At 66.8% G+C, this 23,726-nt stretch carries 28 protein-coding genes and 1 tRNA gene; 10 read left to right on the top strand and 19 right to left on the bottom strand.

Annotated elements, in window-relative coordinates:
* Positions 1 to 11 precede the first annotated feature (11 nt).
* From EG854_RS09240 to EG854_RS09250, 3 genes are read right to left on the bottom strand one after another with little or no spacing between them, the layout of a single operon-like run.
* Positions 12 to 1,022 carry an HlyD family secretion protein gene (locus EG854_RS09240; protein ID WP_123287830.1) on the bottom strand — a complete coding sequence of 337 codons (1,011 nt, stop codon included), beginning with the start codon at positions 1,020 to 1,022 and terminating at the stop codon, positions 12 to 14.
* A gap of 43 nt (positions 1,023 to 1,065) precedes the next feature.
* Positions 1,066 to 1,818, bottom strand: a complete 753-nt coding sequence (locus EG854_RS09245; protein ID WP_123287831.1) for an ABC transporter ATP-binding protein — start codon at positions 1,816 to 1,818, stop codon at positions 1,066 to 1,068.
* Positions 1,815 to 2,987 (bottom strand): ABC transporter permease, encoded by a 1,173-nt coding sequence (locus tag EG854_RS09250; protein WP_123287832.1) that lies wholly within the window; start codon positions 2,985 to 2,987, stop codon positions 1,815 to 1,817. Before EG854_RS09250 ends, EG854_RS09245 begins: the two co-directional genes overlap by 4 nt.
* Positions 2,988 to 3,167: 180 nt before the next feature.
* On the opposite strand from EG854_RS09250, the gene EG854_RS09255 reads away from it, so the two are divergent.
* Both EG854_RS09255 and EG854_RS09260 read left to right on the top strand, forming a co-directional pair.
* Entirely contained in the window at positions 3,168 to 5,264 is a 2,097-nt protein-coding gene (locus tag EG854_RS09255; protein ID WP_123287833.1) for a S46 family peptidase, read from the top strand.
* A 56-nt stretch (positions 5,265 to 5,320) separates the two neighbouring features.
* On the top strand, positions 5,321 to 5,695 hold the full coding sequence (locus tag EG854_RS09260) for a four helix bundle protein (protein WP_123287834.1): 375 nt from the start codon (positions 5,321 to 5,323) through the stop codon (positions 5,693 to 5,695).
* 32 nt (positions 5,696 to 5,727) lie between these two features.
* Here EG854_RS09260 and pgsA read toward each other — a convergent pair whose 3' ends face one another.
* On the bottom strand, positions 5,728 to 6,375 hold the full coding sequence (gene pgsA, locus EG854_RS09265; RefSeq protein WP_123287943.1) for a CDP-diacylglycerol--glycerol-3-phosphate 3-phosphatidyltransferase: 648 nt from the start codon (positions 6,373 to 6,375) through the stop codon (positions 5,728 to 5,730).
* A gap of 53 nt (positions 6,376 to 6,428) precedes the next feature.
* Complete coding sequence (locus EG854_RS09270) at positions 6,429 to 7,052, bottom strand: carbonic anhydrase (RefSeq protein ID WP_123287835.1); 624 nt, start codon at positions 7,050 to 7,052, stop codon at positions 6,429 to 6,431.
* Positions 7,053 to 7,122: 70 nt separating this feature from the next.
* On the opposite strand from EG854_RS09270, the gene EG854_RS09275 reads away from it, so the two are divergent.
* Positions 7,123 to 7,359, top strand: coding sequence for an antitoxin (locus EG854_RS09275; RefSeq protein WP_123287836.1), 237 nt, complete (start codon positions 7,123 to 7,125; stop codon positions 7,357 to 7,359).
* On the top strand, positions 7,360 to 7,740 hold the full coding sequence (locus EG854_RS09280) for a PIN domain-containing protein (RefSeq protein ID WP_123287837.1): 381 nt from the start codon (positions 7,360 to 7,362) through the stop codon (positions 7,738 to 7,740).
* Between the two features lie 3 nt (positions 7,741 to 7,743).
* Here EG854_RS09280 and uvrC read toward each other — a convergent pair whose 3' ends face one another.
* The 3 genes from uvrC to EG854_RS09295 are packed head-to-tail and all read right to left on the bottom strand — an operon-like array spanning position 7,744 to position 10,619.
* The gene (gene uvrC, locus EG854_RS09285; protein ID WP_123287838.1) at positions 7,744 to 9,624 is read right to left on the bottom strand and encodes an excinuclease ABC subunit UvrC; all 1,881 of its coding nucleotides are present in this window, start codon (positions 9,622 to 9,624) and stop codon (positions 7,744 to 7,746) included.
* 16 nt (positions 9,625 to 9,640) lie between these two features.
* Complete coding sequence (locus EG854_RS09290; protein ID WP_123287839.1) at positions 9,641 to 10,087, bottom strand: DMT family transporter; 447 nt, start codon at positions 10,085 to 10,087, stop codon at positions 9,641 to 9,643.
* A 43-nt stretch (positions 10,088 to 10,130) separates the two neighbouring features.
* Complete coding sequence (locus tag EG854_RS09295; RefSeq protein WP_123287840.1) at positions 10,131 to 10,619, bottom strand: NUDIX domain-containing protein; 489 nt, start codon at positions 10,617 to 10,619, stop codon at positions 10,131 to 10,133.
* Between the two features lie 158 nt (positions 10,620 to 10,777).
* Between EG854_RS09295 and EG854_RS09300 the strand changes: the two genes are divergently transcribed.
* The 5 genes from EG854_RS09300 (at position 10,778) to EG854_RS09325 (ending at position 13,495) form a co-directional block, all read left to right on the top strand.
* Complete coding sequence (locus tag EG854_RS09300) at positions 10,778 to 11,551, top strand: SDR family oxidoreductase (RefSeq protein WP_375782296.1); 774 nt, start codon at positions 10,778 to 10,780, stop codon at positions 11,549 to 11,551.
* A gap of 3 nt (positions 11,552 to 11,554) precedes the next feature.
* On the top strand, positions 11,555 to 11,923 hold the full coding sequence (locus tag EG854_RS09305) for a dihydroneopterin aldolase (RefSeq protein WP_123287842.1): 369 nt from the start codon (positions 11,555 to 11,557) through the stop codon (positions 11,921 to 11,923).
* A 58-nt stretch (positions 11,924 to 11,981) separates the two neighbouring features.
* Positions 11,982 to 12,602, top strand: a complete 621-nt coding sequence (locus EG854_RS13165; RefSeq protein WP_164461984.1) for a hypothetical protein — start codon at positions 11,982 to 11,984, stop codon at positions 12,600 to 12,602.
* A 108-nt stretch (positions 12,603 to 12,710) separates the two neighbouring features.
* Positions 12,711 to 13,136 carry an Hsp20 family protein gene (locus tag EG854_RS09320; protein WP_123287945.1) on the top strand — a complete coding sequence of 142 codons (426 nt, stop codon included), beginning with the start codon at positions 12,711 to 12,713 and terminating at the stop codon, positions 13,134 to 13,136.
* A 92-nt stretch (positions 13,137 to 13,228) separates the two neighbouring features.
* Positions 13,229 to 13,495, top strand: coding sequence for a DUF1150 family protein (locus EG854_RS09325; RefSeq protein WP_123287843.1), 267 nt, complete (start codon positions 13,229 to 13,231; stop codon positions 13,493 to 13,495).
* A 211-nt stretch (positions 13,496 to 13,706) separates the two neighbouring features.
* On the opposite strand, the gene EG854_RS09330 is transcribed toward EG854_RS09325, so the two are convergent.
* The 11 genes from EG854_RS09330 to EG854_RS09380 all read right to left on the bottom strand — a co-directional run bounded on the left by EG854_RS09330 (position 13,707) and on the right by EG854_RS09380 (position 22,137).
* The gene (locus tag EG854_RS09330) at positions 13,707 to 14,180 is read right to left on the bottom strand and encodes a PTS sugar transporter subunit IIA (RefSeq protein WP_338133585.1); all 474 of its coding nucleotides are present in this window, start codon (positions 14,178 to 14,180) and stop codon (positions 13,707 to 13,709) included.
* Positions 14,181 to 14,251: 71 nt separating this feature from the next.
* The gene (gene hpf / locus EG854_RS09335; RefSeq protein ID WP_123287845.1) at positions 14,252 to 14,914 is read right to left on the bottom strand and encodes a ribosome hibernation-promoting factor, HPF/YfiA family; all 663 of its coding nucleotides are present in this window, start codon (positions 14,912 to 14,914) and stop codon (positions 14,252 to 14,254) included.
* A 74-nt stretch (positions 14,915 to 14,988) separates the two neighbouring features.
* Positions 14,989 to 16,509, bottom strand: coding sequence for an RNA polymerase factor sigma-54 (gene rpoN, locus EG854_RS09340; protein ID WP_123287946.1), 1,521 nt, complete (start codon positions 16,507 to 16,509; stop codon positions 14,989 to 14,991).
* 452 nt (positions 16,510 to 16,961) lie between these two features.
* Complete coding sequence (gene lptB / locus EG854_RS09345; protein WP_260155265.1) at positions 16,962 to 17,672, bottom strand: LPS export ABC transporter ATP-binding protein; 711 nt, start codon at positions 17,670 to 17,672, stop codon at positions 16,962 to 16,964.
* Between the two features lie 102 nt (positions 17,673 to 17,774).
* Positions 17,775 to 18,284, bottom strand: a complete 510-nt coding sequence (locus EG854_RS09350) for an LptA/OstA family protein (RefSeq protein WP_123287847.1) — start codon at positions 18,282 to 18,284, stop codon at positions 17,775 to 17,777.
* An 8-nt stretch (positions 18,285 to 18,292) separates the two neighbouring features.
* The gene (gene lptC / locus EG854_RS09355) at positions 18,293 to 18,943 is read right to left on the bottom strand and encodes an LPS export ABC transporter periplasmic protein LptC (protein ID WP_123287848.1); all 651 of its coding nucleotides are present in this window, start codon (positions 18,941 to 18,943) and stop codon (positions 18,293 to 18,295) included.
* Positions 18,944 to 19,558, bottom strand: coding sequence for a ribonuclease D (locus EG854_RS09360; RefSeq protein WP_123287849.1), 615 nt, complete (start codon positions 19,556 to 19,558; stop codon positions 18,944 to 18,946). It abuts the gene before it with no gap.
* 79 nt (positions 19,559 to 19,637) lie between these two features.
* A tRNA-Leu gene (locus EG854_RS09365) sits at positions 19,638 to 19,724 on the bottom strand.
* A 107-nt stretch (positions 19,725 to 19,831) separates the two neighbouring features.
* The gene (locus EG854_RS09370; RefSeq protein ID WP_123287850.1) at positions 19,832 to 20,542 is read right to left on the bottom strand and encodes an enhanced serine sensitivity protein SseB C-terminal domain-containing protein; all 711 of its coding nucleotides are present in this window, start codon (positions 20,540 to 20,542) and stop codon (positions 19,832 to 19,834) included.
* Between the two features lie 91 nt (positions 20,543 to 20,633).
* Complete coding sequence (locus EG854_RS09375) at positions 20,634 to 21,464, bottom strand: hypothetical protein (RefSeq protein ID WP_164461985.1); 831 nt, start codon at positions 21,462 to 21,464, stop codon at positions 20,634 to 20,636.
* A 55-nt stretch (positions 21,465 to 21,519) separates the two neighbouring features.
* Complete coding sequence (locus EG854_RS09380) at positions 21,520 to 22,137, bottom strand: hypothetical protein (RefSeq protein WP_123287852.1); 618 nt, start codon at positions 22,135 to 22,137, stop codon at positions 21,520 to 21,522.
* Positions 22,138 to 22,476: 339 nt separating this feature from the next.
* Here EG854_RS09380 and EG854_RS09385 point away from each other — a divergent pair, with 339 nt between their 5' ends.
* Complete coding sequence (locus tag EG854_RS09385; RefSeq protein WP_123287853.1) at positions 22,477 to 23,310, top strand: protein NO VEIN domain-containing protein; 834 nt, start codon at positions 22,477 to 22,479, stop codon at positions 23,308 to 23,310.
* Positions 23,311 to 23,726 lie beyond the last annotated feature (416 nt).

Raw genomic sequence — 23,726 nt, forward strand, 5'->3', positions numbered from 1 at the left:
CCCCGTCCGGATCAGCTGCCGGGCTCGCGCATGGCGCGGTCGGGGCCGACGCCGACCTGGGTGTCGCGCGGGGCGCCAGCGGTTTCGCCCGGCCTCATGAACTTCACCAGCACCCGCTGACCGATCAGCAGGGGGGCCTCGTCATAGGCGACGACCACCTCGATGACCCGCTCGTCCGACCGTTGCGAGGGGTCATCCGAGGACAGTTTGCGGGCCCCGAATACGGCGGCGCGGCGCAGCACTCGGCCGACATAGACCTTGGAGGGGTCACCCTCGGGGCTGATCTCGACGGCCTGACCGATCTGGATGTTGGGGATGTCGGCCTCGACGATCTCGGCGCGCACGATGCGCGGGGCATCGGGCTCGAGGTCGAACATGGTCGAGACGTTCAGGGTCGAGGCCCCGGCGCCGGGGTTTGCATAGCGGCGCACGATCCGGCCGCTCATCGGGGCGCGGACGACCGTCAGTTCCAGATTGTATTCGGCCTCGGCCAGACGGGCCTCTACCGTGCGGACGCTGGCTTGCTGGCTGGCCAGACGGGCCTCGGCCATGGCGACGGCGTCGCGGGCCTGATCCAGACGCTGGGCGGCGATATAGTTGCTGTCGGCCAGCGAGGACATGCGCTCATATTCGCGGCGGGCAGCGCTCAGATCGACACGCAGGGCGGCCAGCTGGCTGCGGGCCTGGGCGACCTCGGCCTGGGCGCGCTGAACGGCGAGGCGAGGCTCGTCGTCTTCCTGACGGGCCAGGATCTGACCGGCGGAGACCAGATCGCCTTCCTCGACATAGACGGCCCGGACAATGCCGCCGCGGCGGGCCGCGACCTGGATGATGCCGCCCTCGACGTCGGCCTTGCCGTTGGCGACGGCCGCATAGGGGCTGACGGGCGCATTGGCTGTGGCCTCGGCCAGTTCGGCCTGTTTGGCCTTGTTGGCGCCCTGCATCATCATGAAGCCGACGACAGCGACGACAATGACGACAAGGCCGATCCAGAGCCATTTGTTCTTCAGGAAGGCGGGCATGGCGGTCTTTCGGTCTCTGAGAGAGGGTTAGTGGTGGGCCCAATCAGTGGTGGGCAAGGGCGGCGTTGGGGTCCGGAACGCGGCGCTCATCGGAAATGATGATGCCGTCCTCGATCTTGATGACGCGGTCGGCCCAGGCCTCGAGGCGCGGGTCGTGGGTGACGCAGATCACGGCGGCCCCGTGTTGGGTGGCGGCGCGCCGCAGCAGCTGGATGACGATCTGGCCGTTCTCGCCATCGAGGGCCGAGGTCGGTTCGTCGGCGAACAGGATCTGCGGGTTCTTGGCGAGGGCGCGGGCGATGGCGACGCGCTGCTTTTCGCCGCCCGACAGGATCGACGGGCGCTGGTGCAGCCGGTGGCCCAGCCCCACTTCCTTCAGCGTGATCATGGCCTGTTTGCGCGCGTCGGACTTTGACAGTCCCTGGAACTTCAGCACGATCTCGACCTGCTGCAGGGCCGACAGGGCCGGGAACAGGTTGAAGCCCTGGAAGATGAAGCCGCAGTGATCCAGCCGGAACTTGTCGATCTTGCCCGACGACATCTTCCAAAGATTGTCGACGTCCAGTGCGCTGACCTTGCCCTCTTCGGGGCGCAGCAGGCCCGACAGGGCGGCGATCAGGGTCGACTTGCCCGAGCCGGACGGGCCCATGACCATGGTCAGGTCGCCGTGGCGCGCGTCGAAATCGACGTTCTTGAGCACTTCGATGAAGGCCTTGCCCGACTTGAACCGCTTGACCAGACCCTTGGCCTCGATCGCGAAGTCGCCGTGCTTGCCGTGCGTTTTTGTGGCGTTCATCGCAGCAGGTCCGCCGGTTGGCTGTTCTTGAGGACGCCCATCGACAGCAGGCCCGACAGCATGGCGATGATGATCAGCCCGCCGCCGACCACGATCAGCAGTATGGGGGGCAGGGAGATGATGACGGCATTCGACAGGGCGAACCACTGCACCAGCATCGTCAGGCCGATGGCGGCGGCCACGCCGACCAGACCGACCCAGAAGCTCAGCTCCATAACGATGCGGCGCAGCGAGCCCATGCCGACGCCGAGGGCCCGCAGCGAGGCGAACTCCTTGATGTTGGCCATGATGGCGCCGCGCAGGGTCTGCCAAGTGATGGCCACGCCGATGATGGTGCCCAGCACCACGCAGCCGCCGATGATGATCACCAGAATGCCTTCCTCGAACATGGCCCCGGCATTGGCATCGGCCAGCTCCTGACGGGTCCAGGCCTTCCACTGGCCGTCGCCCATGGCGGTCAGCTGGGCGGCGACGACCTGGGCGCGGGCCGGGTCGCTGATCTTGATCATCAGCGGGCCGACGCGGGAGCCTTCGTCGGACTGTCCCACCATGCGCAGGGTGTCGCGCGACATGACGATGGTGGACTGCATCATATTGGGATAGCCGCGAGTCACGCCGACCACGGTCACGGTCCGGCCGTTATAGAGGGCGCGGTCCCCCAGCTTGACGCCCAGCTTGGTCAGGGCCGTCTCATCGACCGCCACGGTGTAGGGCTGGCGCAGGGCATCGACCAGTTCCTGGGAATAGTCGCGCGGGATGGTCACCGACCCCGGCGTGGTGTCGATGATGACCGTCTGCACGAACTCGCGGCGCGGGGCCTTGGTCTTGGCCCGCTCGGCCTGGGACATGGTCGGGTCATAGCCTCTGATGCTCTGGAAGCTGCCACCGGCGCCGTCCAGCGGCTTGACCTCGACCACCTCGGGGTGGCGATAGGCCAGCGGGATGAAGCGGCGCGGCACGCCCGAGGGGCCGCCGATCAGGCTGGTGGCGCCGGGCTGCATGATCATGATGTCGGCGCCCGACCGTTCGATGGTCGCGGTAAAGCCCTTGCCGATGCCGATGAAGACGCCGGTCATGGCCAGCACCAGCAGGCCCGACAGCGCCAGCGCCATCACGGCCGCCATATAGCGGCGCCATTCATACAGCAGTGTGGATAGTGCAAGCGACATATGTGGTGCCAAACCCCTGACGTTGGCCCGGTTCTGAAGGCCATGACGCGCAAGGCCAAGTTAAATCGGGGTAAGGGTCATGTTCATCCCCCCGTGATCGGCATGGACGACAGGCCCACAGGCGGTTTAACTCTGGTCGCAGGGACGGACTACGGCCCGAAACCATCCAGGAAACACCCCATGACATTCCGCCCGCTTCGCTTCGCCGCTTCGGTGACCGCTCTTGCCATGGGCGCTGCCCTGGGCCTCGGGCCGGTCACCCCGGCCCAGGCCGATGAGGGGATGTGGACCTTCGACAACTTCCCGATCGCCCGCGCCAATGCCGCCCTGGGCACGGCCATCGATCAGGCATGGCTGGACCGGGTGCAGCGCAGTTCGGTCAAGTTCGGCGGCTGTTCGGCGGGCGTGGTCTCGGGCGAGGGGCTGGTGCTGACCAACAACCACTGCGTCGCCAGCTGCGTTGCCCAGCTCTCGACCCCGGCCATCAACTATGCCGAGACCGGCTTTACCCCCGCCACCCGCGCGGAAGAGCTGCGCTGTCCGGGGGCCTCGGCCGAGATCCTGATGGACATCACCGACGTCACCGCGCGCATGCACGCCGCCGGGCGCGGCCTGAGCGGTCAGGCCTTCAACCGCGCCCGGGACACCGAGGCTGCGGCCATCGAGGCGGAATATTGCAAGGACCAGCCCGAGCGCCGCTGTCAGGTGGTGTCGCTCTACCGGGGCGGTCAGTTCAAACTGTACAGCTATCGCCGCTACACCGATGTGCGGCTGGCGTTTGCGCCCGAGGACCGCGCCGCGACCTTCGGCGGCGATCTCGACAATTTCAACTTCCCGCGCTTTGCCATCGATGCGGCCTTCATCCGCCTGTACGAGAACGGCGCGCCGGTCGAGACGCCGACCCATTTCACCTGGAACCCGGACCGCCCGACGGCGGGTGAGCCGGTGTTCGTCTCGGGCAGCCCCGGCTCGACCCAGCGCCTGCTGACCATGGACCAGCTGCTGACCGTGCGTGACGTGCAGCTGCCGCTGGACCAGCTGATCATGTCCGAACTGCGCGGCCGCATGATCCGCTTCGGGTCCGAGAGCGATGAGAACGCCTTCATCGTCATGGACCCGCTGGTCGGGCTCGAGAACAGCTACAAGCGCGGCATCGGCCGCATGCGCGCCCTGGTCGACACCGACTTCATGGCCGCCAAGGCCGAGCAGGAAGCCGACTTCCGCGGCCGCTCGGGCGACTGGCTGGCGGCGCATACGGCGGCCGGGGGCGCCGACCCCTGGACCACCCTGTCGGCAGTACAGGACGATGTGCGGCGGCTGTACCCCGCCTATGCCCTGCTGGTGGCCCGCGCCGGCGGCGGCTCGACCCTCTACGGTTGGGCCGAGACCCTGGTGCGCGCGGCGCAGGAGCGCGACAAGCCCGCGGCCGAGCGCCTGCCCGAATATGCCGACACCCGCCTCGGCGGCATTGAATCGCGCCTGCTGGCCGACCGCCCCGTCTATGCCGACCTTGAGCAGGTCCGCATGGAATGGTGGCTGTCGAAGTCCCGCGAGTGGCTGACGGTCGACGATCCGCGCATCCGCACCCTGCTGGGCCGCGAGTCGCCCGAGGGGCTGTCGGAGCGTTTGATTTCCGGCACGACGCTGGCCGATCCGGCCGTGCGCAAGGCCCTGTGGGACGGTGGCCTCCCGGCCATCATGGCCTCGGACGACCCCCTGATCCGCTATGTCCTGTCGATCCAGGGCGTAACCCGGTCGGTGCGCGCCGAGTGGGAGGACACGGTCGAGGCCCCGACCGCCCAGGCGTCCGAGGATCTGGCCGCTGCCCGTTTCGCCGCCTATGGCGACAGCGTCTATCCCGATGCGACCGGCACCCTGCGTCTGACCTGGGGCCGGGTCGAGGGCTGGACGTATCAGGGCACGACGGTTCAGCCCTTCACCACCTTCGGCGGGCTGTGGGACCGGTCGACCGGCGCCGCGCCCTTCGATGTGGCGCCCAAGCTGCTGGCCGCGCGTGACCGGATCGACCCGGACACGGTGCTGAACATGTCGGTCTCGACCGACACCATCGGCGGCTCATCGGGGTCCCCCGCCATCAATGCCCGGGGCGAGATCATCGGGGCCAATTTTGACTCGACCGTCCTCACCCAGCGCAACGCCTATGGCTATGACCCCTCGGTCAATCGCAGCGTGATCGTCACGACCGGCGCCATCACCGTAGCGCTCCGCGACGTCTATGGCATGGACGGCCTGCTGGCCGAGCTCGGCGTCGAGTGAGGCAGTAGGGAATAGGCAGTAGGCAGTAGGGACTGTGTTGTGGCGGGGGCTGAGCCATGGATCAGATCAACAGCTATCGTGACCTCAAGGTCTGGCAGCGGGCGATGGATATGGCTCAGTCGAGCTACGAGCTGACGAGGTCGTATCCGGGCGAAGAGCGGTTCGGTTTAACCGCCCAAACCCGACGTGCCGCCACCTCGGTGCCCGCCAATATCGCCGAAGGCTATGGCCGGTCCTCGAAAGGTGCCTACCTCAACTTCCTCAGGATCGCGCAGGGTTCACTGAAGGAAACCGAGACCCACCTGCTGATTGCCGTCCGCGTCGGCCTTGCGACCGAAGCCGCCGCAGCCGACGCTCTGCGTCAGGCCGATGAACTCGGAAAAATGATGCGCGGCCTCATCATCCGACTTGAGGCGCATGCCCCCGACTGACCCGCGTGACCCTACTGCCTACTGCCTAAACTTCAGAGGTGCGCCATCTTCCGGCGGGCCTTGTCGAAATACTGCCACCCGGTCCAGAGGGTGATGATCGCTGCGGCCCAGATCAGCACATCGGCAAACATCTGGAAGTAGGGATAATATTCGAACTCGAGCCCAAAACCGTCCCAGTTGCGGGCAAACAGCTGGGCGCCCAGCGCCACCAGCTGCAGGGTGGTCTTCCACTTGGCCAGCAGGGTGACCGGCAGTTTGACCTTGCCGGCCACGGTCTCGCGCAGGGCCGAGACCGCGAACTCGCGGAACAGGATCAGGCCGCAGGGAATGGCGATCTGCGGCACCGAACCCGAGGTCAGCACGCCCAGGATGGCGCCGGTCACCAGCACCTTGTCGGCGATGGGATCCAGGATCGCCCCCCAGCGTGTGGTCGCGTGCCAGCGCCGGGCCAGATAGCCGTCGATCCAGTCGGTTGTGGCCGCCACGACAAAGATGATGAAGGCCACGCGATAGAGGCCGAACTGGTCCTCGGGGCTGAGATAGGACGACACGATCGGTATGCCGCCCGTGGCTCCGGCGAGGATCAGGAACATCACCACCCCGGCGGCCAGTCGCAGGCCGGTCAGGATGTTGGGGATGGGATTGGCGTGGTGGTGGGGGGCAGTGTCCGACTGGGGCATGGTCATCTCCGATCCCATGGATGTGCCATGCTTCGCGGGCGCTGGCGAGCCGTTCAGACCGGCTGGAACTGCCCGTCGTCTCCCAGAACGCGCAGCACCCCGTCGGCGATGCCGAAATGCAGACCGGTCAGGGTCAGGGCGCCCGTCGCCTCGCGCTCGGCGATCCACGGGAAGGTCCGCAGATTGTCGAGCGACAGCCGCACGATGGCCTCCTCGCTCAGCTGCTCGGCGTGATCGTGGCTGCAGGTGTGCAGGACCTCGCGCACCGCCGGGCGGCCCTGATCGATCCAGGCCTCGACGAAATCCAGTCCCGGCGGCGGGCTTTCGGAGCGCATGGCCGCCACCCCGCCGCAGTGGGCATGGCCCATGACGACGATGCGCGACACCTTCAGCGCCTTGACCCCAAACTCCAGCGCCGACGACACCCCGTGCAGCCCGCCGTCGGGCTGGTAGGGCGGCACCAGATTGGCGACATTGCGCACGACAAACAGATCGCCGGGCGCGGCGTCAAAGATCAGCGCCGGGTCCGCCCGACTGTCCGAACAGGCCAGGAACAGGGTGTGCGGCGTCTGCCCGGCCTCGGCCAGGGTCTCATAGGCCGCACGGGCCCGCGGCCACTGATGCGCACGAAACCGGCGATAGCCGGCCAGCAAGGGATCGGAGGAGAGGTCGGTCATACGAGGAGCCTAGCGGTTTGAGCGGGTCCCGAAAATGGTGTATACTCGTATATACATTGGGAGTAGCGCCATGGGTGTCGTCAGTCGGATATTTCGCAGTGGCAACAGCGACGCCGTGCGCCTGCCCAAGGAAATCACTTTCGGCCCGGGGGTCGAGGTTGAGATCGAGCGCAATGGCGATGTGGTCACCATGCGGCCAAGGCGTATGAAGCCGCGACAACTGGTCGAGGCTCTCGACAGGCTACCGAAACCCTCCAGCGTTCAGAAGCGTCCGCCCTTCATCGCGCCGGTCCGCAAAGGTCTCTGATTGGCCCTGCTCCTCGATACCAGCATTGCCATCCCTCTAAGGGATGGGGACGTTGATGTGCGTGCCAGAGTGGCGCGCTCCGACGAGCAGCTGCTCCTTTCAGTCATTTCGGTTGTTGAACTCAAAGCCGGTCTGACCGGACCTGAGTCCCCCGTGCGCGAAGCGACCCTCTCGCTGATGCTTCGGGAGATCGAGGTCCTGGGTTTCGGCCTTGCGGAGGCAGACGCTTACGGGGCGATTGTCCAGGCGGTCGGCTACTCCCGGAGAAAGGTACTGGACCGCATGATCGCCGCCCAGGCCATCATCGCCGATGCCCCTCTGGTGACTCGAAACCCCGATGACTTCCGCGACATCCCCGGCCTCTCCCTGCTGGAGTGGTGAGCCTCACCCCTTGCGGAAAAAGGCGTGGATGCGTTCGGCGGTCGGCTGGCTGATGCCGTCCACCTTGGCCAGATCGACAACCGCGGCCCGCGACACCCCCTTGGCCGAGCCAAAGGCCTGCAGCAGGGCCTTTTTCCGCCCCGGGCCGATGCCCTCGATCTGGTCCAGCGGGTTCTTTTTGATATCCATCGACCGGCGCGTCGCATGGGCGCCGTTGGCGAACCGGTGCGCCTCGTCGCGCAGCCGCTGAAGGTAATAGAGGGCCGGCGACTTCTGCGGCAGCATGAAGGGCGGTTTGCCAGGCATGAAGAAGTGCTCGCGCCCGGCGTCGCGGTCCGGGCCCTTGGCCACGCCGACCACGGCCACATCGTCGATGCCCAGATCAGCCATGACCCGCACCACCTCCGACAGCTGGCCGGCGCCGCCGTCGATCAGGATCAGGTCGGGCCGCTCGGTCGCCTGTCCGGCCTCCTCATCCTTGAGCAGGCGGGCAAATCGCCGGGTCAGCACCTCGCGCATCATGCCGTAGTCGTCGCCGGGGGTCAGGTCCTGATCGCGGATGTTGAACTTGCGGTACTGGTTCTTGCGATAGCCTTCCGGCCCGGCCACGACCATGCCGCCGACCGCGTTCGAGCCCGAAATGTGGGCATTGTCATAGACCTCGATCCGCTCGGGCCGGGCCTCCAGCCCGAAGGCCTCGGTCACCGCCTCCAGGATCTTGCCCTGGGCCGAGGTCTCGGCCAGCCGCCGGCCCAGCGCCTCGCGCGCATTGGTCAGGGCATGGTCGACCAGGCTCAGCTTGTCGCCGCGCTTGGGAATGGCGATCTCGACCTTGTGCTCGACCTTGAGGCTGAAGGCCTCTTCCAGCAGTTCCAGTTCCAGCGGGCGCAGATTGGTCAGGATCAGGCGCGGGACCGGCTTGTCCTCATAGAATTGGGCCAGAAAGGCTGACAGGATTTCGGTGTCGCTGTCGCTCTTGTCGATGCGCGGGAAATAGGCCCGCCCGCCCCAGTTCTGGCCCGCGCGATAGAAGAACACCTGCACACAGGCCTGTCCTGCGTCGGTGTGCAGGGCGAATACATCGGCCTCGGACACCCCGCCCGCCAGCCGGGAATATTCCATCGAGATGGCGGTCAGTGCCCGGATGCGGTCGCGCAGCCGCGCCGCGCGCTCATAGTCCATGGCCTCGGACGCCGCCTGCATGTCGCGCGACAGCCGCCCGACCACGGCATCCGACTTGCCGTTCAGAAACGCCGCTGCCTCGCCCACCAGCCGGTTGTAGTCCTCCAGCGAGATCAGGCCGGTGCACGGCGCCGAACAGCGCTTGATCTGGTGCAGCATGCAGGGCCGGGTGCGCCCCTCATAGACACTGTCCGAGCACGACCGCAGCAGGAAGGCCTTCTGTAGGGTGGTCAGTGTCCGGTTGACCGCCCAGGTCGAGGCGAACGGCCCGTAATAGTCGCCCTTGATCGTCCGCCCGCCCCGGTGCTTGCGGATCTGGGGCGCGGGGTGGTCGCGCCGGATCATCAGCTGGGAAAAGCTCTTGTCGTCGCGCAGCAGCACATTGTAGCGCGGCTTCAGCGACTTGATATAGGTCGCCTCCAGCAGCAGGGCCTCGGTTTCCGACGCCGTCAGCACCAGCTGCATCGACCGCGTCTGATTGACCATCAGGGCCGTGCGCTGGCTGTGCACCCGCCCCTGCGCATACTGCAGCACCCGCTTCTTCAGCGACTTGGCCTTGCCGACGTACAGGCACGAGCCGTCCTCGCCATACATGCGATAGACGCCCGGCTTGTCGGGCGCACGCCGGGCCTCGTCGCGGATCAGCTCCGCGCCGACCAGCGGCGGCTTTTCCGTCGAGGAATCAGGGGGCAGGGCAGTCATCGCCCCCAATATAGGTCTACCCGCGCCGGACCAGAACCACGCCGCCGATCACCATCAGGATACCGGCCACCCGCATCAGGTTCATCGGCTGCTTCGGCACGCCCATGGCCCCGAAATGGTCGAGGATCAGGCTGATGATCAGCTGCCCGGCCACCATCAGGGTTATGGTCACTGCCACCCCCAGCCGCGGCACGGCCCAGGCGGCCGCGACTACGAACACCGAGCCATACAGCCCGCCGATCCACACCCACCAGGGCAGCGACCGCGTCGCCGCCATATCCGGCCGGGTCTGCAGCATCAGCGCCAGCATCCCCAGCGCGACCGTGCCCACCGCGAACGAGACAAAGGCCGCATTGACCGGCGAGGCCACGGCCTCGGCCAGCCGCGCATTGGTCGGCGCCTGAAGGGCGGTCGCCCCTCCCGCCAGAACGACGGCCAGCATGGCAAGCAGTGCAGGGTTCATCCGCGCTGGCTAGCACCGGGAGGGGCGGATGGGAACGCTGTCCTCACCACCGTAGGTCGGCCGGCACACCGTCCAGATACTCCCTCAGCCGCGCACGGCTGCCCCGGCTGAGGGCGTCGGGCAGGGCGTCGGGGGCAAACCAGCCGGTCTCGGCGATCTCGCCGTGCTGGCTGGCGGGGCCGGTCTCAAAGTCGCGGATCAGATAGACGGCCACGTGGTCGCCCCGGAAATGGGCTTCGTTCGAATGGATCGACAGCAGGGTGGCGGGCCCGGTCAGGACCAGGCCGGTCTCCTCGCGCATCTCGCGCACCAGAGCGTCATGCAGGCTCTCGCCGCGATCAACGCCGCCGCCGGGCAGCCACCAGTCGGGCAGATAGGTGTGGCGCACCAGCAGGATGCGGCCTTCGCCATCGACCGCCAGGCCGCGCACGCCCAGCGTCATGCCGCGCGTCATCCGGGCCAGGGTGTGAAAGGTCGGACGGGTGAACGGCTCGATGCGTTCGCGCCAATTGCGGGTCGGGGAGGGGGCCATGCGGCTTGATGGCCCGGCCTGCGCCCCTTGAACAGAGGCCGGGCGCGCTTTAAGGCCAGAACCAGATTTCCGACGGGAGAATTCCATGACCGCGCTCTTCATCATCTTCGGCTTTGTCATCGTTCTGGGCGCACTGAACGTGTTCGAGTTCGGCCGGGTTGACTGATACCTCCACGGGTCCGTCTGACATGCCCGGGGCTGTGCTGGTCACCGGCGGCGCCAAACGCATCGGGCGCGCCATCAGCTTGACGCTGGCCAGGGCCGGGCTGGATGTTGCCATCCACTATGGCCGGGATGCTGAGGCCGCCGAAGCAACCGCCGCCGAGGTGCGCGACCTGGGCCGGAAGGCCGTGACCCTCGATGCCGATCTGGCCGATGCCGTGGCCACCCACGGTCTGATCGGTCGGGCCGCCGCGGCCCTCGGCCCGCTGACGGCGCTGGTCAACAATGCCTCGGTGTTCGACGACGACCGGTTGATGACCATCACCGGCGACAGCTGGTCGCGCCATATGGATGTGAACCTGCGCGCCCCTGTGCTGCTGGCCCAGACCTTTGCCGGCCTGGCCCCCGCCGGCTCGGCCATCGTCAATATTCTGGACCAGAGGGTGCTGAAGCCCGATCCGCGCTTCTTCTCCTACGGCCTGTCCAAGTCGGCGCTGTGGACGGCGACGCGTACCATGGCCCAGGCCCTGGCCCCCGTCATTCGCGTGAACGGTGTGGGCCCGGGGCCGACGCTGGCCTCGACCCATCAGACCGAGGCGGTTTTTCAGGCGGAGGCGGCGTCCACGCCGCTGGGCCGCGCGGTCGAGCCGGAGGCGATTGCCCGCGCCGTCCTCTGGCTTATCCGCGAGCCGCTGATCACCGGCCAGATGATCGCCGTCGACTCGGGCCAACATCTGGCCTGGCGCACCCCCGATATCGAAGAGGACTGATCCATGGCTGACGGCCTGCGCCACGAGGGGCTGACCGTGTTCGTGCGCGACCTTGTGGTCGAGGCCGGCATCGGCGTGCACGACCACGAACTTGGCCGCCTGCAGACCCTGGTGATCAATGTCGCGCTGCAACTGGCGCCCGGACCGGTCGAGGCGCTGGGCGATACGCTGAACTATGAGGATGTCGCCCGCCTGTCGCGCGAGCTGGTGGCCGAGGGCCATGTCGGTCTGGTGGAGACCTTTGCCCAGCGACTGGGCCGGAGCCTGATGGCCGATCCGGTCGTGCAGGGGGTGACGGTGCGCATCGGCAAGCCCGGCTGTCTGGCCGACGCGGCCGAGGCCGGCTGCGAGATACGCCTGTCGCGCGGCTGACAGTGGTTGCGCCCGCGCGCCCGCCCCGGCATTGTCGCCCCGAAGTGTGAGGAGCCAGATGGCCGAACCCGGCGATCCCGACCTGTTCAAGGACCAGCCCGCCCCCCGGCCCGAGGCCGACCCGGATGCCGAGGTCGGATTCTGCTCGCCCGAATCGCTGGCGGCCCATCCGCGCAGCCCTGAGCCCGAGGTCGCGCCGGAGCCTGAACCCGCTCCCGCTCCCGCTCCCGAGCCCGATCCGGTGGATGATCCGATGAATGCCCCGCTGGTCGCGCCGCTCGCCCCCACGCATAGCGCCCCGGCCCACAGCGCCCCGCCCCGGCCCTCCCGCACCGACGACCTGCCCGAGCCCGAGGGCATGATGGGTCTCTACACCGTCTATGCCCTGATCCTGTTCGCCATTCCGACCTTCGGCGTGTCGGCGGTAATCGGCCTGCTGGCGGTCATGGTGCGCGACGTCCCGACCCATGCAGTGGCCGCCAGCCACCACGTCTTTCAGGTCCGCACCCTCTGGGCAGCGGCGGTCGTGGCGGTGCTCGGCGTCATCCTGATCGTGGTCAACGCCGGGGTGTTCGTGCTGTTCCTGCTGGTGCTGTGGGTGCTGGTGCGCGGCGCCTGGGGTAGCTGGCTGCTCAAGTCACGCCGGGCCATCCCCAATCCGCGCTCCTGGTGGATCTGAGCCCCGGGCCTCAAGGCTTGAAAGCCCGCCCGCCACATCCCAGATAGGGCTTTGATGGATTCGCCGCTTTCGGGGGTCCGCATCAAGGGTCGCTTTCAGGAGGGCCGGATGACCACGCGTACAGTCCTGTTCGACAGCCCGTTTCTGCTGGGCTTTGACCATACCCGCAGTCTGATCGACCGGGCGGCGCGGGCGGCCTCCGAGGCCTATCCTCCCTATAATGTCGAGCAGCGCGGAGAGGCCGCCGTTCGCATCACCCTGGCCGTGGCCGGCTTCGCGCCCGACGATCTGTCGATCACGCTCGAGGGTCGCCAGCTGACCATTTCTGGCAAGCGCGACGGCGGCGACAAGGGGGGGGCCGAGAATGCCTATCTGCACCGTGGCATCGCGGCGCGGGGGTTTCTGAGGACCTTCGTGCTGGCCGATGGCCTTGAGGTCGAGGAGGCCTCTCTGGAGCACGGCCTTTTGCACGTCGACCTTCTGCGGCCCGAACAGGTGTCCCAGACCCGCCGTATTCCCATCACGACCCGCTGATAGGCTGGTCCCGCCTCCGATCCCATCGGAGCCACTTTCCGGGGTCACGCGTTGACCCTTCATACCCGCGTTTCAGGAGCCCACTTCAGGTGATGACGACCGACGACATGACGGACAAGGCCTTTGCCGATCTGGGTGCGCCCGATCTGGTCTATGTGCGTGAGGTGGCCGCGTCCGAAATCATGGACGAGGTCGCCGGCGCGACCGATCCGGATCAGCCGCCCATCCGGCTGGACCCGCGCCAGACCCTGTATGCGGTGCACAGCGCCGACGGCGAGCGTCTGGCCGTCATGGCCGACCGGGAAAGCGCCTTTGCCGCCGCCGTGGCCCACGAGCTGGAGCCGGTCTCGGTTCACTGAACTCGAGATCAGACTGGAGCTCGGCCAGGTCGCACCTTCATTAAGTCCGCTCATCCCCGCGGAAGCGGGGACCCAGCTCTTCCTTGCAAAGGGTGATCGGGATAGCTGGCAGCGGGCCGGGGTAGGGGCAGGGTAAGCCAAAACACTGGGTCCCCGCTTCCGCGGGGATGAGCGGGAAGGGGTTGCTGACCCTTGGCTGAAGCAGCAGGCCTCAGGCCGCCGTCGATACGATCTGACGGACCAGCAGCGCATGCAGGGTATCGCGGCTGTCGGCCTGACGCAGGCGTTGCTGCAGGTCCGGCGAGCGCAGCGCGCGTGAGGCCGCAGCCAGGGCCCGCAGATGCCCGGCGCCATCGCTGGGCGGCGCGAACAGACCAAACAGGATGTCGACCGGTCGATCGTCGACGGCATCAAACGCGATCGGCGTCTCCAGCCGCACCAGAACGGCGAACACATGGTCCACATCCCGGTGCCGCGCATGGGGAAGGGCCACGCCCGAGCCGACCCCGGTCGAGCCCAGCGCTTCGCGCTCCATCAGGGCATCCATAAGGGGGGCGGCATCCGCATGGCCCAGCACATGGGCAGCGGCATCCGCCACCGCCTGCAGGGCCTGACGTTTGGACGAGACACTTCCGCGCAGGACGATACCGTCCCGGCTGACCAGATCTCCGATTTCCATACTCATCCCCGAACTACGCAACTGTGGACCCGAAAGGCGTCAGCCCTCTAGGCCCGACTTGCGGCCCCTTAAAGGCCTTATACCGCTGAACCGTTTACCGAACCGTGTCCGTTCTGTGAACTTGTCCGGCGGGGGTCGACCCAGCCGATGTTGCCATCGGGCCGGCGATAGACCACGGCCACGCCGCCATGGGCGGCATTCTTGAACACGACGACGGGGTAGCCGCTCATGTCCAGCTCCAGCACCGCCTGGCCAACGGTCAGGGTGCGCAGTTCGGATTCGGTCTCGGCGATGACCAGACCGGCCGGCGCCTCGCCCTCGGCCTTGCCCACATCGGCAAAGTCGTCGTCATCCGTATCGTCGAGATTGCGGAAGACGGTCATGCGCGCCACCTCTGCGGCCGCCATCTCCGTCTTCTCGGGCGACAGGCCCTTGGGCCCGGCGTGGTGATCCTTCAGCCGCCGCTTGTAGCGCCGGACGCGTTTTTCCAGCTTGTCGAGTGAATCGGAAAAGGCACTGTGGGCATCGCTCCCATGCCCGGTGGTGACCAGACTCTGGCCTGACGCCAGCCGGACCCAGCAATCGACCTTGAACCCGGGACCGTCCTTGGACACCACAACCTCGGCATCCTGTCCGCCGCGTTCAAAGTATTTGCCGACTCCCTCGTTGAGTTCCTGGGAGATGCGCGAGCCTAACGCTTCGCCGACATCCACGTGCTTACCGCTGACTTGGACTTGCATAGGAGATAGAACGCGACCGAAGCCGTTCGGTGTCAACGGACTTCACATTTTTGTGGTCGCCCAAGCAGACGCGGTTAACCGGTTTTCAGACGCCGCTTGCGCTCGACAGACGACGGAATTCGCAGGGCTTCGCGATATTTCGCCACTGTCCGGCGGGCAATATCGATGCCCGCCTGATTCAGCAATTCGACGATCCGGTCGTCGGACAAAACGTCGCCGTCTCGTCCTTCGTGGTCGATCATCGACTTGATCCGGTGACGGACGGCTTCGGCCGAGTGGCTGGACTGGCCGTCGACCGACTGGATCGCCGAGGTGAAGAAGAATTTCAGTTCGAACACCCCGCGCGGCGTCGCCATATATTTGTTCGAGGTAACGCGGCTGACGGTCGACTCATGCATGCCGATCGCATCGGCCACCGTCTTCAGATTCAGCGGCCTCAGGAACTCGACGCCAAAGGCAAAAAAGGCGTCCTGCTGGCGAATGATCTCGGACGACACCTTCAGGATGGTCTTGGCCCGCTGGTCCAGCGATTTGACCAGCCAGTTGGCCTGGGCCGCGCAGTCGGCGACGAAGGTCTTTTCCGTGTCCGACCGGGCACCGGCCGACACCACCCCGTGATAGCGCTTGTCGACCAGCAGTCGGGGCAGGGTGTCGGCGTTCAGCTCGATCCGCCAGCCGCCGGCCGGGTCGGGCCGCACCAGTACATCGGGGATCACCGTCTGGGCCGGCTCGCCGCCAAAGCCCGCGCCCGGGCGGGGCGTCAGGGCCTTCAGCTCGGAAATCATCTCGGACAGGTCCTCGGCGTCGACGCCGCAAGCGCTGCGCAGGGCCGACAGATTGTGCCGCGCCAATAGCTCCAGATTGTCCAGCAGCGCCGCCATGGCCGGATCGAACCGGTTGCGCTCGACCAGTTGCAGCTTCAGGCATTCGGGCACCGAGCGCGCCATGATACCGGTCGGCTCGAACCCGTGACAGACGGCCAGCACCGCCTCGACCCGGTCGATGCCGCAGCCCAGCCGGTCGGCCACCTCGGCCAGATCGCCGCGCAGGTATCCATGGTCATCGACCATTTCGATCAGGGCCAGACCAATGGCCCGGTCGGCCGCGTTCAACGGCGTGCCCGACAGCTGGGCCTGCAGATGCTCCCACAGGGTCAGTTCGCGGCTGTCGGCCCGCTCCATCCCCTCGCCCTCGGGGACGGGGCCACCCTTGCCCGTGCGCGACCAGTCCGACAGCCCGGGCTGGGCCTCGTCGCCGCCGCCGCCCGCACCTTCGGTCGCCCGCTCGCCGGGGCTGGCGTCATAGACATCGTCGGCGCGCGTATCCATGGCCTGTTCAGCGGCATCCGGGCGCGCCTCGTCAAAGCTCAGCTCGGCATGGGGGTCATTCGGACTATCGGCCGAGGTCTCGCCGACCGCCTCGCCGGGGATGTCGGCCTCCTCATCGCGCTTCAGCAGCGGATTGCGCTCCAGTTCGGCCTCGACAAACGCCTCCAGCTCCTGGTTCGACAGTTGCAGCAGCTTGATAGCCTGCTGCAGCTGGGGCGTGATCACCAGCCCCTGGCCCTGCCTGATCTCCAGTCTCTGACCGATCACCGCAACCGTCCCCACCGAACCCCGTTCGGACACCGTGGCCCGAAACTTGCTGCAGGCATCATGTCGCCGTCGAGGTTAACGGAGCGCGAAGACGCGCCGCCCACCCTCTTCTTCATCTCCGAGAATCAGTGCGAGCAGGCCGTCTCTGATCCCCTCTCCGTTGGGAGAGGGGTTGGGGTGAGGGTCTCTCCATATCCTTCGGCGTGAGCCGTCGCACCGGCATTGCTACGGCCTTCGCCGACCGAGACCACCGACCCTCATCCGGCGCTCACGCGCCACCTTCTCCCATCGGGAGAAGAGACACATTGTCAGTCGGCGCCTCCACCACACGCACCGGCCCCGTTGTGTTCGCTGTGCCCTCGTTGTGTCCGCTGTGATGAACGTCTTTGCCCGAGGTCCCCGTCATCCTCGGACTTGATCCGAGGATCGGTCCGAGCAGGCCGTCCGAACCACTAGCCGTACATATCGCCCAGATACACCCGGCGGACGTCGGGGTTGGCGACGATTTCGGCGGCGGTGCCTTCGAACAGCACCTCGCCGGCCGAGATGATCGCGGCGCGGTCGATGATGTCCAGCGTCTCGCGGACATTGTGGTCGGTGATCAACACGCCGATGCCCCGCTCGGCCAGATAGCGGATCACCTGGCGGATGTCGGCGATGGCCAGGGGGTCGATGCCGGCAAAGGGTTCGTCCAGCAGCATGAAGGCCGGGTCGCCGGCCAGCGCCCGGGCGATCTCGACGCGGCGACGTTCGCCGCCCGACAGGGCCGCGGCCGGGGCATCCTTCAGATGGCCGACGCTCAGCTCGTCCAGCAGGCGGTCGGTTTCCTCGCGGATGGCGGTGGCGCCGGTCTTGTGCAGTTCGACGACGGCGCGGACGTTCTCCTCGACCGTCATGCCGCGAAAGATCGACGCCTCCTGCGCCAGATAGCCCAGACCCATGCGCGCGCGCTGGTACATGGGCTGGGGCGTCAGATCCTCGCCGTCGAGGGTGATGGTGCCGGAATCCGCCGGGATCAGGCCGGTGATCATATAGAAGCAGGTGGTCTTGCCCGCGCCGTTCGGCCCCAGCAGGCCCGCGACCTCGCCGCGCTGCACGGTGATCGACACGTCGCGCACCACCTGCCGCTTGCCGAACGACCGGGCCAGATGCCGCGCCTTCAGCCCCCGGTCCGGCTCGGCGGCCTTCGGCGCAACGACCTTCGCGGCCGCCTTGGGCCGTTCATCCAGATTGAGGGCCGAGAGTTCCTTGCGCGCCACCGGGGATCAGTCAGCCTGGTCCGGCGGGGTGGTGCCGTTGGGATAAAAGACCCCCTGCACCCGGTTGCCGGCGGGCGTCGGCGCGCCTTCCATCCGGGCGCTTTCGGTGCGGACATTATAGACCAGCCGGCTGCCGGTCATGACATTGCGGCCTTGCGTGACGATGACATTGCCGGTCAGCACCACCTCGGCCGACTGCAGATTATAGACCGCCCGGTCGCCGCGCAGGGTCTGGGTGGGCGTGACAAAGAACACCTCGCCCGACGCCTCGACCCGCGACAGGTCGGAGTTGTCATTGGTGAAGGCCTCGATCCGGTTGGCGCGCAGCCGGTTGTCGCCCTGCAGGATCTCGGCCTCGCCGTCCAGGGCAAAGCCGTTGGGCGTGTAGCTGAAGACGATGCCCGTATACATGACCGGATCGTCGGACGGGTCCTGCGACACGCCGGTGCCGGGCAGGGTCAGGCTGAACGCCAGGGCGACCGCGACGGTCAGGGACAGCTTGCTGGAACGGGTCATGGCCGACCTTATCTCCGGGAGGACGCGGGGTTGATGGTGCCGCGAACCTTGTTCTCGACCGTGCCGCGAAACTCGATGCTCTCGCCCTGGTCGCGGATGACATAGGACGTCGCGGCCATGGTGCCAAGCGGTCCGGTGCCCTGCACGCCCTTGTCGCCTGTCACCACGCCGGTGCGGGTGTCGACCACGGCTTCGGGCGTGGTCAGGACAAAGCCCGACCCGCCGTCCGAAATCCGTACATTCGGCCCGATGATGACGCGACGTGAGGCCTCGTCATAGGTGCCGCCGTCGGCGGTCATCTCGGTGACCCTGGCCCCGCCCAGATTGAGACGCAGCACCGGCCCGACCAGACGCAGATGGCCGGTCTCCGGCACCCGCACCACGCCCTTGGCCCCGATCACGAACGAGCGCCCCTGATCGTCCTGTCCGTAGTAGAGGGCATTATCCAGCGCCACGTCGCTGCGCTGCTCGGCCCGGCGTTCGGCGTCCGAAATGGCCGAGCGCAGCACGATCCACGCCACTGTCCCCCCGGCCAGCAGAAGGATCACCACCGGCAGCACCCGCCGGAACAGCATCACCCGCCGCGAATGGGCGCGCCAGTGCCGGGCCTTGGCGGCCGTCGGCGACGTCGGATCCACGGGCGGGGGCGTGTCGGTCATTCAGGTATGGGCGAAGATGTCGGTGTCTTCCCAGCCGTCCAGGTCCAGCCGGGCCCGCACGGGCAGGAAGTCGAACAGTTGCGCCGCCAGCCCCGTGCGGCCCTCGCGTGCCAGCATGGCGTCCAGCCGCTCGCGCACCGCATGCAGGTACAGCACGTCCGCCGCCGCATAGTCCTGCTGCGCCTGGCTGAGCGTCTCCGCCCCCCAGTCCGAGCTCTGCTGCGCCTTGGACAGGTCCACCCCCGCCAGCTCGCGCACGACATCCTTCAGACCGTGCCGGTCGGTATAGGTGCGCGCCAGCTTGGAGGCGATCTTGGTGCAGTACACCGGCCGCGTCTCCACCCCCAGCCACAGCTGGAACATGGCGATGTCGAACCGGCCAAAGTGGAAGATCTTGAGCACCTGCGGGTCCGTCAGCAGCCGCTTCAGGTTCGGACAGTCATAGGCGTCGCGGTCCAGCTGGACCAGATGGGCGTCCCCGTCCCCGGCCGACAGCTGCACCACGCACAGCGGATCGCGGCGATAGCGCAGGCCCATGGTCTCGGAATCGACCGCCACCACGGCGCCGAGGTCCAGACCGTCGGGCAGATCGCCCCTGTGCAGATGTACTGTCATGCGTCCCGCCTGTTGACTTGCGAATGGACCATAAACGAACGGCGCCGCATCGTCAGGATGCAGCGCCGTTTCGAAGAATTGGTGCCCAGGAGAGGACTCGAACCTCCACGACCTTTCGATCACTGGCACCTGAAGCCAGCGCGTCTACCAATTCCGCCACCTGGGCTCTCGGGCCGACACATCAGAGACATATCGTCCGGGAAGGCGCGGACCCATAAGGCAGGCTCCGGGTCCGGTCAACGGGCATATGACGAAAATACTGAGGCCCTGCGATCAATCCCGCGGCGCCACGATCTCCAGCCCGATGCCGGCCGGTGCCTCGGGCGTGCGCACCCCTGCATCCAGCCGAGCATCCAGCATCACACCCTTCAGCGCCCGCTCCATCAGGCCCGGCAGCTGCGCCTCGCCCTGCGGCATCCGCACATCCAGATAAAAGCCCGCCGTCTCGCTGTCCGACCAGCGCGCCAGCGCCAGCCACGCCGCCTTGACCGACGGATCGGCAGAAAACGCGCGCGTCAGCCCCTCGACCAGCCCCTCGGGCGTCTCCTTCGGCACGGCCAGATGGGTCGGCCAGCGCGCCCCGGCCTCGGGCAGGCTCTGGCCGATCATCGCCGACAGGGCCGCCGGCGGCCACGACACCCCATAGGGCTGGCCCGGGTTCAGCACCGCCGGATTGACCCGGATCACCTCCAGCAGCGCCCGCCCGTCAAAGGCCTCGGCCGCCGCATGCTCCCCGAACACCGCCAGCGCCCGCTCCTTCGCGGTAAAGATCGCCGTCGCCGGGCGGCCGTCCTTCGGCGTCACCGTCCGCAGACGCAGCGTATCCGTCGCCGCATCCTCCTCGGCGACCACGGCCCACAGCTTCGAGGCCGGCACCGCCGCCTCAAAGGCCGCGCGTTCATCGGCCCCGCCCGAGCTGGCCGCCATCAGCAGCATCTCAAGGTCGTTCAGCGGCGAAAAGGCGGGAGTCGGAGAGGCGGTCATGAGAGCCGTCCTGTACTGCAAAACCGGAAAGGGCAGTGACCTACCCCGCCCGCCCGCGAATGGCGAGAGGGGGAGGGCACCCGGCTCCGCCTCAGTCCTCCGCCAGCCGCGCCGCCCGCCGCGCCGAATGCTCCTCCGGCAGCGGCAGGCCCGCCTCGATCAGCGCCGCTTCCAGCGCCTCCACCCGCGCCTCCAGCGCCTGCCGCCGGAACGCCACGCCCCGCAGCCAGTCGCCCTTTTCCTTCCAGTCCCGCCAATAGGCCCGCTTGATCGTATAGTCTGGCTGAGCTTCCCCGGCATCCGGGTCCATCCGGAACCGCTCGGACTTCGCCTCCGCATCCATCATCAGAATGGCATGCACCAGCGCCAGCGGCGCCGTCTCCGGCGTCAGCGCCGCCCCCCGCACGCCGCCGCTGCCCGAGGCTCCCGCGCCCGAGTCCTCCCCCTCCCGCGCTGCCAGCCGCTGATAGGTTTCCGCCAGCGCCCCCAGCGCCCGCGCCTCGGCCCACAGCCGCCCGCGCATGGCCCGCCCCGACGCCAGCATCGCCATCCGCGCCAGCGCCGCCGGGTCCTCGCCGCCGTCCACCTCCCCCTCATCCGAGGGCATGGGCAGGCCCGCGAACAGACGCGCCGCCACCGCCTCGGGGCTGTTCCGTCGCGCTTCCTCCAGCTCGGCCTCGCGCGCCGTGGCCATGGCGATCGCCTGACTGTCGCCCCACTCGCGCTTGGTCGCCCCGTGCATGGTGATGCGCCGCCGCACCGCATGCTCCGACACCCGCCACTTGCTGGCCAGAAAGGGTGCCGTCGCCCCCTCCCGATACTCCTTCAGGATCAGCATCCAGGTCTCGGTCGACAGTCGATAATGCGCCGGCCGATCCGCCTTCGGCGGATCCGGCAGAGGCACAGCCGGGGGCAGGGTCATATCCATGCGGCGCAGGATAGAGGGCCCCTGCGTCAGGATCGGACGTAGACCGTCGTTACGCGGCTTCCACCATGGCCGCCTCGGTCCATTGTTCGGCCATGGCCTTCGCAATCCCAGGATAGAAGCGCGACCGCTCCTTCCATCGATCCGCAGAAGGCGGCATCCGGTGAACTCTTGGCGCCCGCCCATCCACGATGTTCGTCGGCACCAGTGGCGGTAGGTTCTTCAGCCACAGACAGGTCCGCTTGGTCTCGCCGTGCCCGAACTGCCAAGGCTGAATGCTCTGAGCGAACTCTTCGAAATTCGCGATCCGGGCCTTGGCGTGTTTGTGCATGACCGGGTTCTCGATGGCGATGCGATCGATCGGGGCATTCCAAAAGTCCGAGAACAGCGACGCGCCTTCCTCCAACTCGCGCCACATCTCTTCCTTGGTCTTGCCGGGAGGCGGTTTCGTCAGCCATCGCACACCCGAATTGCATAATCTCGTGCAAGGCGGGTGTGCGACCATCAGCAGGTCCCACCCATCATTTAGGAGGTCTCTGGCATCCCCAACGATATGCCGGTTGGACCCGTCCTCGCTCGGCAACAGGTCGCATGACCATGCGTCGTGCCCCATGGCCAGAAACGCATTGCGGACCGTGCCGCTGTATTCGCAGGCGACGAGGACTCTCATGCTCTGGAGCCCCGCCAGAGGACGGTAAGAATTCACGGTGTGGCGTCCATGGATAGGCTCGCGCAACGGCGCGAGTCGGTTGACGCGCAACGATAGCGATTAATCAAATACCAGGCTAGGTTGTTTGAACGGGCTGGCGCCCGGGCCATGCGAGGGGCACGCTATGAAACGCGACAGGACAGAGTGGATCTTGGTGGGGCTGCTGACGCTGGGCACGGCGGCGCAGGTTGTGCTGTTCATTCGGATGGTCGCCGGGCTCTAGCCGCCCTTGTCATTCGGGCGCGTCTGCCGACAGTATCTGCGCGAAGCGCGATTCCTTCGTCGTCACAAAGGCCCGAAATGGAGACCTCGCCAGTACCGCGAAGCGATTGGGCCGACTGGCAGAACGATCTGATCGTCGCTGACTACTTCGACATGTTCGGGCGTGTGAAGGCGGGTGAAAAGGTCAATCGCCTTGAGCGCAACCGCGAGCTCCAATCCCTGACGGGCCGGAACAAGGGCTCAATTGAGCGAAAGCGCATGAACATTTCCGCTGTCCTCATTGATCTGGATATGGACTGGATGCGGGGCTTTGCGCCGAACGACCGGTATCAGGGATCACTCGTCGATGCGGTGGAGCGCTTCCTTGATCGCAATCCTCTTTGGGCGGACGACAGCGACAAGACGGTTGCCCCGGCCGCCGTGCCCGAGCTGATCGAAGGTCCGCCGCCCTCCAGAGCTCAAGAGCCCAAGCCCGTCAAACCCCTGCTTGAGCGTATCGCCCGCAAATACGACCACGCGGCGCGAGACACTCGAAACCGGCGTCTCGGGGTGGTGGGCGAGGAGATCGTCTTCAATCACGAACGGCGCCGCCTGACCGAAGCCGGCTATCCAAGACTCGCCGAGAAGGTTGAGTGGACGGCCCGCGATAAAGGTGACGGGGTCGGCTACGACATTCTTAGCTTCCGAACGGATGGCGCGCCGCGGAAGATCGAAGTGAAGGCCACCAATGGCCCGCGCACGACACCCTTCTTTCTGACGAGAACTGAACGCGAGGTCTCTCGCGAAGAGCCCGGTGTCTGGCGGCTTTACAGGGTGCACGACTTATCGTCGTCGCCGGGGCTGTTCGTGCTGCCGCCGCCGCTAGAATCATCGGTCAAGTTGGAAGCGACGGTCTGGCGAGCCGAGTTTTGAGGGGGGACGAATGCGGCTTTACGGACGAGAGCAATTTACCAAGGAAGATATTTTCGCTCTATCCACGGAGCCCTACGTTCATCGCGATTTCCGCGATCACCTATTCGACATATACGATGAAGTTAGCCGAGCCTTACATGTGCCCGCTAGGGCCGTGATGCTCACGGGGTCAGCTTTCACGGGGAAAAGTTTTGTGGAGGGCCGGCCGTTTGCAGTGGGTGAGTCTGATCTAGATCTAGCGGTAATTGATCGAGATTTGTTTCGAGAGTTGCTTCTATGTAGTGCTAGAGCGACGAAGTATTTTCGCGATCAGACCAGCTTCTTGCCACATGAGTCTAGGCCGGCTTCTGAGGTGTATAAGAGCTTTCGTTCTTACGCCTTCAACAGAGGCATTGTTAGGCCTGACTTAATGCCGG

Origin of the sequence: Brevundimonas halotolerans (assembly GCF_003730275.1) — a bacterium.
GTDB lineage: Bacteria > Pseudomonadota > Alphaproteobacteria > Caulobacterales > Caulobacteraceae > Brevundimonas > Brevundimonas halotolerans.

Bases quoted from the DNA above. Each gene is read 5' to 3' on its own strand.
- EG854_RS09385 (WP_123287853.1), top strand. From the start codon at position 22,477: ATGGAGACCTCGCCAGTACCGCGAAGCGATTGGGCCGACTGGCAGAAC.
- EG854_RS09360 (WP_123287849.1), bottom strand. From the start codon at position 19,558: ATGACAGTACATCTGCACAGGGGCGATCTGCCCGACGGTCTGGACCTC.
- EG854_RS09370 (WP_123287850.1), bottom strand. From the start codon at position 20,542: ATGACCGCCTCTCCGACTCCCGCCTTTTCGCCGCTGAACGACCTTGAG.
- EG854_RS09240 (WP_123287830.1), bottom strand. From the start codon at position 1,022: ATGCCCGCCTTCCTGAAGAACAAATGGCTCTGGATCGGCCTTGTCGTC.
- EG854_RS09290 (WP_123287839.1), bottom strand. From the start codon at position 10,087: ATGAACCCTGCACTGCTTGCCATGCTGGCCGTCGTTCTGGCGGGAGGG.
- EG854_RS09260 (WP_123287834.1), top strand. From the start codon at position 5,321: ATGGATCAGATCAACAGCTATCGTGACCTCAAGGTCTGGCAGCGGGCG.
- EG854_RS09245 (WP_123287831.1), bottom strand. From the start codon at position 1,818: ATGAACGCCACAAAAACGCACGGCAAGCACGGCGACTTCGCGATCGAG.
- EG854_RS13165 (WP_164461984.1), top strand. From the start codon at position 11,982: ATGGCCGAACCCGGCGATCCCGACCTGTTCAAGGACCAGCCCGCCCCC.
- EG854_RS09270 (WP_123287835.1), bottom strand. From the start codon at position 7,052: ATGACCGACCTCTCCTCCGATCCCTTGCTGGCCGGCTATCGCCGGTTT.
- pgsA (WP_123287943.1), bottom strand. From the start codon at position 6,375: ATGCCCCAGTCGGACACTGCCCCCCACCACCACGCCAATCCCATCCCC.
- EG854_RS09275 (WP_123287836.1), top strand. From the start codon at position 7,123: ATGGGTGTCGTCAGTCGGATATTTCGCAGTGGCAACAGCGACGCCGTG.
- uvrC (WP_123287838.1), bottom strand. From the start codon at position 9,624: ATGACTGCCCTGCCCCCTGATTCCTCGACGGAAAAGCCGCCGCTGGTC.
- EG854_RS09305 (WP_123287842.1), top strand. From the start codon at position 11,555: ATGGCTGACGGCCTGCGCCACGAGGGGCTGACCGTGTTCGTGCGCGAC.
- EG854_RS09380 (WP_123287852.1), bottom strand. From the start codon at position 22,137: ATGAGAGTCCTCGTCGCCTGCGAATACAGCGGCACGGTCCGCAATGCG.
- hpf (WP_123287845.1), bottom strand. From the start codon at position 14,914: ATGCAAGTCCAAGTCAGCGGTAAGCACGTGGATGTCGGCGAAGCGTTA.
- EG854_RS09350 (WP_123287847.1), bottom strand. From the start codon at position 18,284: ATGACCCGTTCCAGCAAGCTGTCCCTGACCGTCGCGGTCGCCCTGGCG.
- EG854_RS09295 (WP_123287840.1), bottom strand. From the start codon at position 10,619: ATGGCCCCCTCCCCGACCCGCAATTGGCGCGAACGCATCGAGCCGTTC.
- EG854_RS09320 (WP_123287945.1), top strand. From the start codon at position 12,711: ATGACCACGCGTACAGTCCTGTTCGACAGCCCGTTTCTGCTGGGCTTT.
- EG854_RS09375 (WP_164461985.1), bottom strand. From the start codon at position 21,464: ATGACCCTGCCCCCGGCTGTGCCTCTGCCGGATCCGCCGAAGGCGGAT.
- EG854_RS09325 (WP_123287843.1), top strand. From the start codon at position 13,229: ATGACGACCGACGACATGACGGACAAGGCCTTTGCCGATCTGGGTGCG.
- EG854_RS09330 (WP_338133585.1), bottom strand. From the start codon at position 14,180: ATGAGTATGGAAATCGGAGATCTGGTCAGCCGGGACGGTATCGTCCTG.
- EG854_RS09255 (WP_123287833.1), top strand. From the start codon at position 3,168: ATGACATTCCGCCCGCTTCGCTTCGCCGCTTCGGTGACCGCTCTTGCC.
- EG854_RS09250 (WP_123287832.1), bottom strand. From the start codon at position 2,987: ATGTCGCTTGCACTATCCACACTGCTGTATGAATGGCGCCGCTATATG.
- lptC (WP_123287848.1), bottom strand. From the start codon at position 18,943: ATGACCGACACGCCCCCGCCCGTGGATCCGACGTCGCCGACGGCCGCC.